The organism is Dapis brunnea BLCC-M229 (assembly GCF_050015995.1).
Taxonomy (GTDB): domain Bacteria; phylum Cyanobacteriota; class Cyanobacteriia; order Cyanobacteriales; family Microcoleaceae; genus Trichodesmium.
On the sequence record NZ_JBNHEP010000270.1, the window covers coordinates 19,911 to 34,003 of the forward strand.

The 14,093-nt window shown below is 38.1% G+C and carries 23 protein-coding genes; all 23 read left to right on the top strand.

Going from position 1 to position 14,093, the window contains the following annotated elements; all coding sequences use genetic code 11:
* Positions 1 to 17: 17 nt before the first annotated feature.
* The 23 genes from rplP (at position 18) to rpmE (ending at position 14,024) form a co-directional block, all read left to right on the top strand.
* Positions 18 to 431, top strand: a complete 414-nt coding sequence (rplP, locus tag ACP6PM_RS31005) for a 50S ribosomal protein L16 (protein ID WP_293100723.1) — start codon at positions 18 to 20, stop codon at positions 429 to 431.
* Between the two features lie 3 nt (positions 432 to 434).
* Complete coding sequence (gene rpmC, locus ACP6PM_RS31010) at positions 435 to 683, top strand: 50S ribosomal protein L29 (RefSeq protein ID WP_293100725.1); 249 nt, start codon at positions 435 to 437, stop codon at positions 681 to 683.
* Positions 684 to 945: 262 nt separating this feature from the next.
* Positions 946 to 1,194: a 30S ribosomal protein S17 gene (rpsQ, locus tag ACP6PM_RS31015; protein ID WP_426590724.1), complete on the top strand. Its 249-nt coding sequence runs from the start codon at positions 946 to 948 to the stop codon at positions 1,192 to 1,194.
* 131 nt (positions 1,195 to 1,325) lie between these two features.
* Positions 1,326 to 1,694: a 50S ribosomal protein L14 gene (rplN, locus tag ACP6PM_RS31020; RefSeq protein WP_293100730.1), complete on the top strand. Its 369-nt coding sequence runs from the start codon at positions 1,326 to 1,328 to the stop codon at positions 1,692 to 1,694.
* Positions 1,694 to 2,062 carry a 50S ribosomal protein L24 gene (gene rplX, locus ACP6PM_RS31025; protein WP_094672506.1) on the top strand — a complete coding sequence of 123 codons (369 nt, stop codon included), beginning with the start codon at positions 1,694 to 1,696 and terminating at the stop codon, positions 2,060 to 2,062. Before rplN ends, rplX begins: the two co-directional genes overlap by 1 nt.
* Before the next feature lie 34 nt (positions 2,063 to 2,096).
* On the top strand, positions 2,097 to 2,642 hold the full coding sequence (gene rplE, locus ACP6PM_RS31030) for a 50S ribosomal protein L5 (RefSeq protein WP_426590725.1): 546 nt from the start codon (positions 2,097 to 2,099) through the stop codon (positions 2,640 to 2,642).
* A 28-nt stretch (positions 2,643 to 2,670) separates the two neighbouring features.
* Entirely contained in the window at positions 2,671 to 3,072 is a 402-nt protein-coding gene (gene rpsH, locus ACP6PM_RS31035; RefSeq protein ID WP_293100737.1) for a 30S ribosomal protein S8, read from the top strand.
* Between the two features lie 176 nt (positions 3,073 to 3,248).
* Positions 3,249 to 3,788: a 50S ribosomal protein L6 gene (gene rplF / locus ACP6PM_RS31040; protein WP_426590726.1), complete on the top strand. Its 540-nt coding sequence runs from the start codon at positions 3,249 to 3,251 to the stop codon at positions 3,786 to 3,788.
* 3 nt (positions 3,789 to 3,791) lie between these two features.
* Complete coding sequence (gene rplR / locus ACP6PM_RS31045; protein WP_426590727.1) at positions 3,792 to 4,154, top strand: 50S ribosomal protein L18; 363 nt, start codon at positions 3,792 to 3,794, stop codon at positions 4,152 to 4,154.
* Positions 4,155 to 4,205: 51 nt separating this feature from the next.
* Entirely contained in the window at positions 4,206 to 4,742 is a 537-nt protein-coding gene (gene rpsE, locus ACP6PM_RS31050) for a 30S ribosomal protein S5 (RefSeq protein ID WP_426590728.1), read from the top strand.
* An 83-nt stretch (positions 4,743 to 4,825) separates the two neighbouring features.
* Positions 4,826 to 5,284 carry a 50S ribosomal protein L15 gene (rplO, locus tag ACP6PM_RS31055; RefSeq protein ID WP_426590729.1) on the top strand — a complete coding sequence of 153 codons (459 nt, stop codon included), beginning with the start codon at positions 4,826 to 4,828 and terminating at the stop codon, positions 5,282 to 5,284.
* Positions 5,285 to 5,578: 294 nt separating this feature from the next.
* Complete coding sequence (gene secY, locus ACP6PM_RS31060; RefSeq protein WP_426590730.1) at positions 5,579 to 6,919, top strand: preprotein translocase subunit SecY; 1,341 nt, start codon at positions 5,579 to 5,581, stop codon at positions 6,917 to 6,919.
* On the top strand, positions 6,919 to 7,518 hold the full coding sequence (locus ACP6PM_RS31065) for an adenylate kinase (RefSeq protein ID WP_426590731.1): 600 nt from the start codon (positions 6,919 to 6,921) through the stop codon (positions 7,516 to 7,518). Before secY ends, ACP6PM_RS31065 begins: the two co-directional genes overlap by 1 nt.
* A gap of 229 nt (positions 7,519 to 7,747) precedes the next feature.
* Entirely contained in the window at positions 7,748 to 7,972 is a 225-nt protein-coding gene (infA, locus tag ACP6PM_RS31070; RefSeq protein WP_008191178.1) for a translation initiation factor IF-1, read from the top strand.
* Between the two features lie 110 nt (positions 7,973 to 8,082).
* A complete protein-coding gene (rpmJ, locus tag ACP6PM_RS31075) occupies positions 8,083 to 8,196 on the top strand; it encodes a 50S ribosomal protein L36 (protein WP_011612502.1) in 114 nt (37 codons plus the stop codon).
* An 89-nt stretch (positions 8,197 to 8,285) separates the two neighbouring features.
* Positions 8,286 to 8,669 carry a 30S ribosomal protein S13 gene (rpsM, locus tag ACP6PM_RS31080; RefSeq protein ID WP_426542613.1) on the top strand — a complete coding sequence of 128 codons (384 nt, stop codon included), beginning with the start codon at positions 8,286 to 8,288 and terminating at the stop codon, positions 8,667 to 8,669.
* A gap of 742 nt (positions 8,670 to 9,411) precedes the next feature.
* Entirely contained in the window at positions 9,412 to 9,807 is a 396-nt protein-coding gene (rpsK, locus tag ACP6PM_RS31085; protein WP_094675128.1) for a 30S ribosomal protein S11, read from the top strand.
* A gap of 45 nt (positions 9,808 to 9,852) precedes the next feature.
* A complete protein-coding gene (locus tag ACP6PM_RS31090) occupies positions 9,853 to 10,797 on the top strand; it encodes a DNA-directed RNA polymerase subunit alpha (RefSeq protein WP_426590732.1) in 945 nt (314 codons plus the stop codon).
* 193 nt (positions 10,798 to 10,990) lie between these two features.
* Positions 10,991 to 11,341 (top strand): 50S ribosomal protein L17, encoded by a 351-nt coding sequence (rplQ, locus tag ACP6PM_RS31095; RefSeq protein WP_293093681.1) that lies wholly within the window; start codon positions 10,991 to 10,993, stop codon positions 11,339 to 11,341.
* 119 nt (positions 11,342 to 11,460) lie between these two features.
* Complete coding sequence (truA, locus tag ACP6PM_RS31100; protein WP_426590733.1) at positions 11,461 to 12,279, top strand: tRNA pseudouridine(38-40) synthase TruA; 819 nt, start codon at positions 11,461 to 11,463, stop codon at positions 12,277 to 12,279.
* A gap of 273 nt (positions 12,280 to 12,552) precedes the next feature.
* Positions 12,553 to 13,008, top strand: a complete 456-nt coding sequence (gene rplM, locus ACP6PM_RS31105; protein WP_426590734.1) for a 50S ribosomal protein L13 — start codon at positions 12,553 to 12,555, stop codon at positions 13,006 to 13,008.
* Positions 13,008 to 13,418, top strand: a complete 411-nt coding sequence (gene rpsI / locus ACP6PM_RS31110) for a 30S ribosomal protein S9 (protein ID WP_426590735.1) — start codon at positions 13,008 to 13,010, stop codon at positions 13,416 to 13,418. Before rplM ends, rpsI begins: the two co-directional genes overlap by 1 nt.
* A 327-nt stretch (positions 13,419 to 13,745) precedes the next feature.
* Positions 13,746 to 14,024: a 50S ribosomal protein L31 gene (gene rpmE / locus ACP6PM_RS31115; RefSeq protein WP_426590736.1), complete on the top strand. Its 279-nt coding sequence runs from the start codon at positions 13,746 to 13,748 to the stop codon at positions 14,022 to 14,024.
* Positions 14,025 to 14,093: the final 69 nt, after the last annotated feature.

Below are 14,093 nucleotides of genomic sequence, written 5' to 3' on the forward strand. Positions count from 1 at the left end.
AATCAAAATAGTAGACTATGTTAAGTCCTAAAAGAACGAAATTCCGGAAACAGCAACGCGGACGGATGAGAGGTAATGCAAATAGTGGTAATACCATTGCCTTCGGACAATATGCACTCCAAGCATTAGAACCTTCTTGGATTACTTCCCGTCAAATAGAAGCTGCTCGTCGTGCCATGACTCGTTATATCCGTAGGGGTGGTAAAATTTGGATTCGTGTATTTCCAGATAAACCAGTCACAATGCGAGCAGCAGAAACTCGTATGGGTTCTGGTAAAGGTGCCCCTGAATACTGGGTTGCAGTGGTCAAACCAGGTCGTATAATGTTTGAGTTGGGCGGGGTGGCAGAAGAAATAGCTCGCGAAGCTATGCGCTTGGCATCATTTAAATTGCCAATTAAGACAAAATTTATTGTACGCGAGGAGGATTAGTTTATGCCTTTCCCGAAAATAGCAGAAGTTAGGGAATTGAGTGATGAAGAACTAGCTGCTGAAATAGTTAAAATTAAGCGAGACTTGTTCGATTTACGCATCCTCAAAGCTACAGGAAGAATGGAAAAACCACACCTGTTCAAGCATAACCGCCATCGATTGGCTCAGTTATTAACAATAGAAAAAGAACGGGAATTAGCTAAAGAAGCAGAACCTTCTACTACCGTTGAAACAGTAGAAAACCCTGAGTAAAAATCAAAAAATAATAGGTGTTACAGTTAGTAAAATATTTATTGTTAACACTTCTATAAGAATTTTATTTATAGGGTAAAAATAAAGAACACTTTTAACTCATAAAATAGAGAAATGCGGTCGGCTTGACCGTCAATGCTTGTGGATGAGTAACCGCCGACGGTCTCAGTAGAAGCAGGAAGTAAACATTAATATGTCAGTTTGTGACGTTTTATATTGGTTTTATTAAGCAGAAGGAATTTTATTAAGCAGAAGGAAAATTATGGCAGCAAAAGAAAGAGTGGGGGTAGTTGTCAGCAACAAAATGGACAAAACAATAGTAGTGGCAATAGAAAACCGCTCTGCTCACCCTAGGTATGGTAAAACAGTTGTTAAAACTAAAAAATATAAAGCTCACGACGAGGAAAATAAATGTAACGAAGGCGATCGCGTTCGGATTACAGAAACTCGCCCGATGAGTCGTACTAAACGTTGGCAACTTACTGAAATAATTAGTTCTAAGGTTAGTTGATGTGATGGTTGGTTTTATTAGTCTTAGTAAAAGTATTGAAACTATTAAAGTTAACAACATTAAAATCCCAACTAAACTTAAGAAATAAAATTGGTTTGGCATAAACATCTAGAAATTTCAGAAAAACCACCATGATTCAACAAGAAACTGTATTAAATGTCGCTGATAATAGCGGTGCCCGCAAAATAATGTGCATCCGTGTAATCGGTGGTGGAAATCGTCGCTATGCACGCATAGGTGATGTAATTATAGGTGTAGTTAAAGACGCATCTCCTAATATGGCTGTGAAAAAGTCAGATGTAGTTAGAGCTGTTGTTGTTCGCACTAAAAAAGGTCTGCGCCGAGATAGTGGTATGAGCATTAGGTTTGACGATAACGCAGCAGTGATCATTAACCAGGATGGCAACCCACGTGGGACTCGTGTTTTTGGCCCAGTGGCTCGTGAATTACGAGACAAAAATTTTACTAAAATTGTATCCCTAGCACCGGAGGTACTGTAATGTCTAGAAAGAAAAAACCCTTGATGACCGCCAGGGGAAAACCTGTACGCTATAAAATTCACGTTAAGAAAGGTGACACAGTTCAAGTAATTGCTGGAAAAGATAAAGGTAAGGTAGGTGAGATCCTCCAGGTATTGCCGAAAATCAGTAAAGTGGTAGTTAAAGATGTTAACGTCAAAACAAAGCACGTTAAACCTCAGCAAGAAGGAGAATCAGGTAAAATTGTCACTGTTGAAGCTCCAATTCATAGTTCTAACGTGATGCTCTATTCTACCAAAGAAAAAGTAGCTAGTCGTATTTGTTATACATTTACAGAGGACGGTCGTAAAGTACGAAAGCTCAAAAAAACAGGAGAAATTATTGATTAAACCCAAGTAAATTCTTCAACTAATAAGCAAAATTATGGCAGAAAGACTAAAGAAATATTACCATGAAAAAATTGTTCCTAAACTGATGGAGCAATTTAAGTATAAAAATATTCACCAAGTACCAAAACTGGTAAAAGTAACAGTTAATCGTGGTTTAGGGGAAGCATCTCAAAATGCCAAAGCCTTAGATTCATCCATGAAGGAAATGGCTACAATTACAGGTCAAAAACCAGTAGTAACTAGGGCAAAGAAAGCCATCGCTGGCTTTAAAATTCGTCAAGGAATGCCAGTAGGAGTTATGGTCACTCTACGTTCTGGAAGAATGTATGAATTTCTAGATCGACTAATTAATTTATCATTACCTAGAATTAGAGATTTTCGAGGCATAAATCCTAAAAGCTTTGATGGTCGAGGCAATTACAGCTTGGGCATCAAAGAACAACTGATTTTTCCAGAAATAGAATATGACAGTATCGATCAAATTCGAGGAATGGACATTTCAATTATTACCACAGCTAATAGTGATGAAGAAGGCCGTGCCCTACTTAAAGAAATGGGAATGCCCTTCCAGAGTAATTAACTAAAGTAGTTAAAGAAAAGGGGAAAAAATGGCGGCTAACGACACAATATCAGATATGTTGACGCGAATTCGCAACTCTTGCATGGCGCAACATACAACAACAAAAGTTCCAGCAACAAAGATGACTCGCAGTATTGCCAAAGTCTTGAAAGAAGAAGGCTTTATTGGTGAAATTGAACAGGAAGGCGAAGGTATTAAGACATACTTAGTAATTTCTTTAAAATACAAAGGAAAAAATCGCCAACCTATCATTAGATATTTGAAGCGAGTTAGTAAACCAGGACTCCGGGTTTATAAAAATCGTAAAGAATTACCACGGGTTTTAGGTGGAATAGGAATAGCTATTATTTCTACATCTAGTGGAATTATGACTGATAGAGAAGCTAGAAAAAGAGGCATCGGCGGAGAAGTTCTTTGCTATGTTTGGTAATGTAATTAAGGAGTCAGGACTCAGGAGTCAGGAGACAGAATGGAAAAAGGAGTCAGGATTAGGGACGTTGCATGGAACGTCTGGACAGGAGCCAGGAGCGAGAAGATAAGATCATTCCTGGTTGCTATATTCATCAAGAAAAAAAAACATCTAGCAACCTAATATAAAAAGAAGTTATGTCAAGAATTGGTAAACTTCCAATCCCAATACCGAAGAAAGTAACCATTACCATTGAGGGTCAAAAAGTAACAGTAAAAGGTCCTAAAGGTGAACTTTCTAGGGTATTGCCACCTGAGATAGCAGTGGAACAACAAGAAGAAACTATCATTGTTAAACCACAAAATGATTCTCGCCGGGCACGTCAGCGATATGGTCTTTGTCGCAGCCTGGTTGCCAATATGGTCGAAGGTGTATCTAAAGGATATGAAAAGCGACTATTGATTCAAGGTGTAGGTTATCGTGCCCAAGTTCAAGGCAAGACTTTGATATTAAACGTGGGTTACAGTAAGCCAGTCGAAATGCCTGCTCCTGAAGGTATTCAGATGGCGGTAGAAAATAATACCAACGTAATTGTTAATGGTATCAATAAAGAATTGGTGGGAAATACAGCAGCACGAATTCGTGCTGTTCGTCCACCAGAAGTATATAAGGGTAAAGGCATTCGTTATGCCGGAGAAATGATTAAACTAAAAGCGGGTAAGTCAGGTAAAAAATAAACAATGAAATACACTCGTCAAGATTCAATTAGAAAGCGACATCGCCGAGTCCGAAAAAAGGTGTCTGGAACACCAGAACGTCCTAGGTTATCAGTATTTCGCTCAAATATGCATATCTATGCACAAGTAATTGATGATACTAAACAGCATACCTTGGTTGCAGCCTCAACTGTAGAACCAGAAGTAAAATCAAATGTTAAATCAGGCTCTAACTGTGATGCTTCTACAGAAGTAGGCAAATTAATTGCCAAGCGATCGCTAGAAAAAGGAATAGAACAAGTAGTTTTTGACCGTGGAGGGAATCTTTATCATGGTCGTGTCAAAGCTTTAGCTGAGGCAGCTCGTGAAGCTGGGTTAGACTTCTAAGTAATTAAAAGTCACACAAATAAACAATAAACTTGACAAGAGGTAAAAACTATGGCAGAGCAGCAACAACAACGTCGGAAAAAAAGCAGCCGTACAAAAGAGAAAGAAAGTGAATGGCAAGAAAGAGTTGTCCAAATTCGCCGAGTCACCAAAGTTGTTAAAGGTGGTAAGAACCTGAGCTTCCGGGCTATTGTTGTAGTAGGCAACGAGCGGGGTCAAGTAGGTGTAGGAGTGGGTAAGGCAGCAGATGTTATCGGTGCTGTCAAGAAAGGAGTGGCCGATGGAAAAAAACATATTATAGAAGTTCCACTCACCAAATCTAATTCTATTCCTCACCGGGTGGATGGTTTTGGAGGGGGAGCCAAAGTAATGATGCGACCAGCAGCACCAGGTACAGGAGTTATTGCGGGAGGAGCTGTCAGAACAGTTCTAGAACTGGCAGGTGTTCAGAATATACTAGCCAAACAGTTAGGCTCTAATAATCCATTAAATAATGCCAGAGCTGCTGTTAACGCTTTAGATGCTTTAAGAACATTAGCAGATGTAGCTCAAGAGAGAGATGTACCTATAGAAAATCTATATGCTTAATCCCAAACTATAATAGTGGTTAATTTGGGAATCAATACCTAAATTTTCTCATGGTAAATTAACAGCTAACAAAATTAAAAAATATGCGATTAAAAGATGCAGTTCCGAAAAAAGGTTCCCAAAAGCGTGGTCTTAGACTAGGTCGCGGCATTTCTGCAGGTCAAGGTGCAAGTTGTGGTAAAGGAATGCGCGGTCAAAAATCTCGGTCTGGTGGCAGCACCAGACCAGGCTTTGAAGGTGGCCAAAATCCACTTTATCGTCGCTTGCCAAAATTAAAAGGTTTTCCGATGGTAAATCGGAAAAAATACACGATTATAAATGTGAGTAAGTTGGCATCATTGCCAGCTAATACAGAGGTAACTCTTGCTTCCCTAATGGAAGTTGGAATTATTACCAGCGACGATGGTCCACTTAAAATTCTGGGAAATGGAGATTTGAACGTCGCACTCAAAGTTCATGCCGCAGGTTTTACAGCTTCAGCTCGGAGCAAAATAGAAGCCGCTGGTGGTAGCTGTGAACAAATTGGCTCTGACAAAAAATAAACTTTTAGTCTTTTAAGGTGGACTCAAGTCAAAAGTTAACGGTTATAGCGACAGTCTGCAAAAAAATTTTCTTAGTGACCCAAAAAAATCAACTGAATACAAGTTCCCGGATTGATCTTCTGTCTGGCAAGTTCCTTGATTTATCAATGGGATCGTACTTTTGATTTCCGCGTTCCCCATAGGGGTTCCCCCAAGGTAGCGGTTGACAACAAAATAACTAAAATATCTGGACGCGGAGGATTTTGCCCAACTTTGCTAAAATCAAAAATATAAAAAATCAAATCTTAAATAGATATGGACATTAGTAGAGAGAAGTCACCAACTGCTCAAGAAACATTCTTGCAGATGGCCCAAGCAGCGGGGTTACGAGGACGACTGCTAGTGACAATAGGTTTACTTCTGTTAGTCCGCCTAGGTGTTTACTTACCAGTACCAGGAATAAATAGAGATGCTTTTGAAGCAAGGATTGGAGATCAGGCTTTAACTGGATTTCTAGACCTTTTTTCTGGTGGTGGTTTTTCGGCACTAGGTATTTTTGCATTAGGAATCATACCCTATATTAACGCATCAATTATTATTCAATTGATGACCGCAGCCCTTCCCACTTTAGAAAATTTGCAGAAAAATGAAGGCGAGGCAGGACGTCGAAAGATTTCTCAAATTACTCGCTATGTAGCATTGGGTTGGTCGGTTTTACAAAGCTTTGGTTTAGCAATATATCTTAATAGCTCATCCGTAAATATTAATGGCCAACTGGTAACTGTAGCAATTAATCCAGGACCTCTATTTATTGCTAAAACTATTTTGGCAATCACCGCAGGTTCAATGTTTGTGATGTGGATATCAGAATTAATCACAGAAAGAGGTATTGGAAATGGCGCATCCTTACTTATTTTTGTGAACATTGTTGCTGTACTGCCTCAATCATTAGGGGACACAATTAAATTGTTTGAAGGAGGAGACCGGGCGATCGTTGGTCGGGCAATTATTTTGCTGCTGGTGTTCCTGGTGATGATTGTAGGTATTGTATTTGTACAAGAGGGAAGTCGCAGGATACCAATACTGTCAGCTCGTCGTCAAGTAGGTAGAAAGTTATATAGGGAAACAAAAAGCTATCTACCTTTACGATTGAATCAAGGCGGGGTAATGCCAATTATCTTTGCCTCAGCAGTTTTGATATTACCTGTATCCTTAGCTCAGTTTGCCAATAGTCCTATTATATCTCAGATTGCTACTGCTATAAGTCCTAGTGGTCCCACACCTTGGCTGTACGCTTTATTTTACTTTGTTTTGATCTTATTCTTCAGTTATTTCTACGCTTCCCTAATCATGAACCCAATTGATATGTCGCAGAATCTGAAGAAAATGGGAGCAAGTATTCCAGGTATTCGCCCTGGTAAAACTACTAGCGAGTATATAGAGAAAGTTTTGAATCGCTTGACTTTCCTTGGAGCTATTTTCCTGGGTTTAGTAGCAATAGTTCCTACTGCGGTAGAAAGTGCAACCCGTGTACCTACATTTAGAGGATTAGGAGCTACTTCTCTATTAATTCTAGTAGGTGTAGCTATAGATACAGCTAAACAAATTCAAACTTATGTGATATCCCAAAGATACGAAGGAATGGTGAAGCAATAGTGGTAAAACTGGTATTTTTGGGTCCACCAGGAGCAGGAAAAGGAACACAAGCATCTCTAATAGCAGACTTGTACCAAGTTCCTCATATTTCTACGGGTGATATTTTGCGCACTAATGTAGCACAAGAATCTCCTTTGGGTATTCAAGCCAAAGAATATATGGATAAAGGAGATTTAGTCCCCGACCAACTCATCCTTGATATGGTTCAAAAAAGACTCGAAAACCCTGATGCTCAGAATGGTTGGATTCTAGATGGCTTTCCCCGGACTGTAACTCAGGCAGAGGAGTTTGTCAAAAAACTTTTGTCTATAAGTACAAATGAAAATGAGACTGAAGGAGAAGAAGCTAAAATTAGCAATTCTTTTCAAGTCATTAATTTACAAGTGCCAGATGATATTTTAGTAGCTCGTTTGTTATCAAGGGGTCGTCAAGATGATAACGAAGAAACTATTAAGAATCGTTTACAAGTTTATTATCAACAAACACAACCTTTGATTGAGTTTTATCAAGCACGTCAACAGTTAATTACTGTAGATGGAAATCATTCTATTGATGTTGTGACTAATTCTCTGAAACAAGCGGTTGATAAATTAACCTGAAGTAACTTGGAATCAGATTTTAAAGGTATAAAAATAATACTTTATCATACCTCAAATTAGATTTGAAGCTACTTAATGCCAGCTAAATATTTGCAGAGATATTATCCCTAATGCTAAATAACCTCTAAAAATTAAAAATTTTTGATAAGATATGTTAAGGGAATCACCTAAAATAATCAGGGTAATCCCAAACTAAATTGGTTACTTGCAGGGTTGAGGTTCTTAAAAGTTGGCTAAACAAGATCTCATAGAAATGGAGGGAACAGTGACGGAATCCCTACCTAATGCTATGTTCAGGGTAGATTTGGATAATGGGTTTAATGTACTAGCCCATATTTCCGGTAAAATCCGTCGCAATTACATCAAAATTCTACCAGGCGATCGAGTCAAAGTAGAGTTAACACCCTACGATTTGACAAAAGGCCGAATCACCTATCGACTTCGGAAAAAGTAGAAAATATCAAACCTACTTAAATTTTTGTCAAATTTCTCCAGGGTTGGTTTAGTTGCTAAAAATATATCTAGATGATATAATATTAAATTTGTAGTGTTGCCAAAAAAGGCATGAAAGTTAGAGCATCTGTCAAAAAAATTTGTGAAAAGTGTCGTGTTATTCGTCGTCGAGGACGAGTAATGGTGATATGTGTTAACCCAAAACATAAACAACGTCAAGGTTAGACATACTTGGACACAGAGATTAGAGTATAGTAGTGCATACTCATCAACCTGATGTAAATTCTATCTAAAGCTGAGGGAGAAAAAGTAAAGTGGCACGAATTGCTGGGGTAGACCTCCCACGCGATAAGCGTATAGAAATTGGTCTGACATATATATATGGAATAGGACTATCTCGGTCCCAAGACATTTTAGCTGAAACAGGTGTAAATCCTGATATTCGGGTCAAAGATTTAAGTGATGCGGATGTAGCAGCACTTCGTTCTGTAGTCCAAAATAACTATCAGATCGAAGGAGACCTCAGAAGATTTGAAGCCATGAGCATCAAACGGTTGATGGACATTGGTACTTATCGAGGTCGCCGACATAGAATGGGTTTGCCAGTTAGAGGACAGCGCACTCGCACCAACGCAAGAACTCGTAGAGGTGTACGCCGAACTGTAGCTGGTAAGAAGAAAGCAGCTGCCAAGAAGTAGAAGTTTGCTTGTATATGTATGTATATTTTGGGAAGCTATTGGTAAGAAAAGATTAGCATCATTAGTAGTGTTCTATCTAATTCTAATTAAACAAAGGCTGAGGAAAATTGAGTCACACCTTTAATAATGAGTGTTATTTGATTGGATTATACTTATGTCTCAATTGTATATAGCTTACTTAATTACAAATACTTATACTATCAGCGCAGGCGAATTAGCAAAGATTATGAATAATTGACATTAATTATGCTGATATAACTCACTCAGATTGACAATACGTTAATTGAATGAAATTCTAACTTGAAAAGTCAATTATTCTTGTCTATTTATAGCTATTATTCAGCAGATAAAAATTTCTTCCTAGTTAATTTTATAGATTTAGGTAAGAAAAATTCACAAGGGGGAAAACTAAAATATTAGCTATTTTAGCTTTGGTAGAAATTTTAGAATCATGGTTCTATATTGAGGGTCGAACAAAATCTAAATCGAGACAAGAATTATCAAATCAACAAGTTGACTCTAACTGTGAGGTGCTGCTGCTAGTATTAAAACTATAATATTGAACATTTAATAACTAGCAAATTGTTTGATTTAACACCAATAAAAGTATTTCTAATCATTAAGGCTCTAACAAATATAGGTTTGAGAATACTGAAAAAAAAATCTTATGAGATTAGAACTTAGTCTACTTGTTGTTATAAAAGTACATTATTAACTTGATATCCCACTCATACAGAGAGATATGGCACGACAACCAGGTAAAAAAACAGGTCCAAAAAAGCAAAAAAAGAATGTGCCCAATGGGGTAGCTTACATCCAGTCTACCTTCAATAATACAATTGTAACTATTGCTGACCTAAATGGGGAAGTAATTTCTTGGGCATCAGCAGGTTCCAGTGGTTTCAAAGGGGCGAAAAAAGGAACTCCCTTTGCTGCACAGACAGCAGCAGAAAGCGCAGCACGCCGAGCCAACGATCAAGGAATGCGTCAGGTTCAAGTAATGGTAAGTGGTCCAGGAGCAGGAAGAGAAACCGCAATTAGGGCTTTACAGGGGGCGGGTCTAGAAATAACTTTGATTCGAGATATTACCCCAATTCCTCACAATGGTTGCCGTCCACCAAAACGGCGTAGAGTCTAATCAAATTATTAACTCTGGGGTTCAATGGAAAAGGGAGGTCACTCCGTGGCACAGTTTCATTATGAGTGTGTAGAGTCCCGAACTGACAAAGATCGAAGTCAGTACGGAAAGTTTATTATAGAACCACTAGCTCGTGGTCAAGGTACAACAGTCGGAAATGCACTGAGGCGGGTTTTGCTATCTAACTTAGAAGGAACAGCCGTTACATCAGTGAGGATAGCTGGAGTTAATCATGAATTTGCCACAATCAAGGGGGTAAGAGAAGATGTTCTAGAAATCCTGCTGAACATGAAAGAGGTTGTTCTCAAAAGTCATTCCAACCAACCACAAATTGGTAGGTTGCGGATTGAAGGACCTGCAACAGTAACTGCCGATAGATTTGATGTACCTTCGGAGGTTGAAGTAATTGATCGCAGTCAATATATCGCTACTCTCTCCCCAGGAGCAATTCTGGAGCTGGAGTTTAGAATTGAAAAAGGAACTGGTTATAGAGCAGTAGATCGTACTCGTGATGATGTAAGTGCTCTAGATTTTCTGCAAATAGATGCCATTTTTATGCCAGTTCGTAAAGTTAACTATACCGTTGAGGATGCCCTTATAGGTGGTTCTTTACAACAAGACAGGCTAATTATGGATATTTGGACTAATGGCAGTTATACACCTCAAGATGCCTTGAGTCATGCTGCTAGTATCTTAATGGGTTTGTTTGAACCACTTAAAGATATCACCAATATGGCAGATGCTCCATCAGGAGAACCAACAGACCCAACAAGTCAGATTCCTATAGAGGAATTACAACTATCGGTTCGGGCTTATAACTGTCTAAAAAGAGCTCAAATTAACTCAGTTGCAGACCTACTTGATTATAGTCAAGAAGATTTGTTAGAAATCAAAAACTTTGGTCAAAAATCTGCTGAAGAAGTGATAGAAGCTTTACAAAAACGCTTGGGAATAACTCTACCCCAAGAAAAAGTAGCTAAAGCAACTTAGAGACAAAAAAACTGGTTTTAATCAGTTTTTTTCTACGAAAAAAAATCAATCAAAAAAGGAGAATAAAACTGCAATAATCGTAAAAGCTATTACTTTCAAATGTGAAGAATTAAGTTTGTTAAACTGCTAGTAAAAGTAGGAGAAAAACTAATCCTAAACACCAGCTAAAATATTCTAAATAATCAAATTAGTTATGCGTCATACTCGTCGTGTTCCCAAGTTAGGTAAGCCAACAGATCAGCGTCGCGCTCTGTTAAGATCGCTTACCACTGAATTAATTCGTCATGGTCGAATTACTACCACAAAAACCCGTGCTAAAGCTGTACAGTCAGAAGCCGAAAGAATGATTTCCTTGGCTAAGGATGGCTCGTTGGCAGCACGCCGACGTGCTCTAGGCTATATTTTTGACAAACAGCTAGTTCACTCTTTATTTGAGGGCGCACAAGAAAGATATGGTTCTCGCAATGGAGGTTATACTCGTGTTTTGAGAACTGTTAGCCGTCGTGGAGATAATGCAGAAATGGCAATTATTGAACTGATTTAAGGTTGATGCTAAAAAGCAGTGGGAAATTAATTATAAAAAGTTAGTATTTTACTAGATAAAAGTCAAAAATTGATGTTAATAAATATTGACTTTTAAGCTTTTGAAACTGCAAATCTCCCATGGCTAATAACCAAACTTTAGTTCAGCGTGTTGCTCTTGTAATTCAATATCAAGGCACTAATTTTCATGGCTGGCAAAGACAGCCAAATCAACGAACCGTACAAGAAGAGATTGAAAATACTATCTCTTCTGTGATTAACAAACCTGTGACTTTACATGGGGCGGGTAGAACAGATGCGGGAGTTCATGCAGCGGCTCAAGTAGCTCATTTTGATGTTTCAGGCCCAATTCCTGCTCAGAAATGGGCTACTATTCTCAATTCACGATTAACTAATGATATCTTGATTAGAGGCTCGGCTAGAGTAGAATCTACTTGGCATTCAAGGTTTACCGCGATTTGGCGGCGTTATCGCTACACTATCTATACAGATAAACGGCCTAATTTGTTTCTGATGCCTTTTGTTTGGCATTACTATCAAGCATCTTTAGACCCAGTATTGATTCAAGCAGCTTTGAATCCTTTAGTTGGCCGTCATCATTTGGCTGCTTTTCAAAGAGCTGGCTCTTCTCGTCCCCATTCTTGGGTAGATGTGCAAGATGTAAATTGTCAAAGGGAGGGTTCATTTATTCATATAGAGGTTCAAGCAAGTGGGTTTCTGTACGGAATGATGCGATTATTAGTAGGGTTGCTGATTCAAGTGGGTCAAAAAGACCTATCTCTGCAAAGTTTTACAGATATTTGGGTTAATCAAAGAAGGGAGGTTGTGAAGCATTCAGCTCCAGCTAGTGGTCTTTGTTTATTGCGGGTTGGTTATCCAGAATTTCCTTTTCCTCAAGAAGTTTGGTATGATAATATGCCTAAATTTCTCCTTTATTAATTGAATAGGTAAGGAATGAGAACAAAATAAAGCCGGATAAAATTAATTAGGCTCAAGAGGTCTGCCGGGTATAAACCAGAAATTTCCGGTCTTATTTCATTTACGTTCTTAAATTATCAATCAATGTTAAGCATTCAGGTATAAGCGGTCAGCATTCATATCTTTTTTGAGAAATTATGAAAACCATATTTCCTATGAAAATATCAGCTTTTCGTTTGTACTTTGTCAAGACAAATATAAACAATTCAAACACAATAACTAACTAAGAAAACTATGAATAAAACTTACTTGCCACCACAGGATGTGGAAGGCAAAAAATGGTATGTTATTGATGCTGAAGGTCAGCGTCTAGGGAGATTGGCAACTGCTATTGCCATGATTATTAGGGGTAAAAATAAGCCTACTTATACTCCTCATCTGGATACAGGAGACTTTGTAATTGTTGTTAATGCTGAAAAAGTAACTGTAACTGGTAAGAAAAGTAGTCAGAAACTTTATCGTCGCCATTCTGGAAGACCAGGTGGTATGAAAACAGAAGTTTTTTCTAAGTTGCAAGCTCGTTTGCCTCAACGAATTATTGAGGAGGCAGTTTACGGAATGCTACCAAAAAATTCTCTGGGCAGAAAACTTCATTCTAAACTCAAGGTTTATCCAGGGCCAAACCACCCTCACGAAGCTCAAAAGCCTGAAACATTAAGTATTCAAACTATTCCAGGAGGACAAGCATAATGGAAGCAACAGAAAGTGGCCGTGCTATGTACTGGGGTACTGGCCGTCGTAAGTCTTCGGTCGCATCAGTACGTTTAGTTCCAGGTACAGGCAAATTGATTATTAATGGTAAAGAAGGTGAACTTTACCTGCAATATAATTATAATTACTTATCATCTGCAAAAGCTCCTCTAGAAACTTTAGGTTTGGAAAATGAATATGACATTCTAGTTAAAGCAACAGGAGGTGGACTAACAGGACAAGCTGAGTCCATTAGATTAGGTGTGGCTAGGGCTTTGTGTCAGTTAGACCCAGAAAATCGCAAACCTCTGAAGATGGAAGGATATTTGACTCGCGATCCCCGTGCTAAGGAACGGAAAAAGTATGGTTTACGCAAGGCTCGTAAAGCATCTCAATACTCCAAACGGTGATATGGAAGAAGTCAGAAGTCAGAAGTCAGAAGTTAAATTCTGACTGTGACTATATTAGACCTCTTCGGAAATTAAGATTTAACAACCTTTTTATAGTAGTTTCAGGTGAATTATCGGAGATATCTAAAAGTTAATTTGCCAATTATTACTACTGAATTCTGTAATAATTGGTAAAGAATTTGATACAATAAAAATAACTGTAAATTATTAGAATCTAACCTGTTGATTAATTAAATTCTACGCCATATCAAGTTTAGCAACTTAGTAGAGTTAAGTTAATACAGCAAAGAGAAAAGAAAATATTTGTAATTAAGTAGAGTAAAGAAAATGCCTAAAACTGGTATTCATCCTGAATGGTATCCAGAAGCTAAAGTTTATTGCAATGGTGAAGTTGTAATGACAATTGGTTCTACACAACCCGAAATTCATGTTGATGTTTGGTCGGGAAATCATCCCTTCTTTACAGGTACTCAGAAAATTATTGATACTGAAGGAAGAGTTGAAAGATTTATGCGTAAATATAGTAAACAAGATGATAGTGGTTCTAAATCTACTAAGCCATCTGCTAAATCTAAATCTAAATCTAAAAAAGGTAAAAAGAAGTAGCTAGAATGTCAATTGTCCTTAATTAGTTGTCTGTTAAATATTACAGGCAACAATTAACATCAAGATATC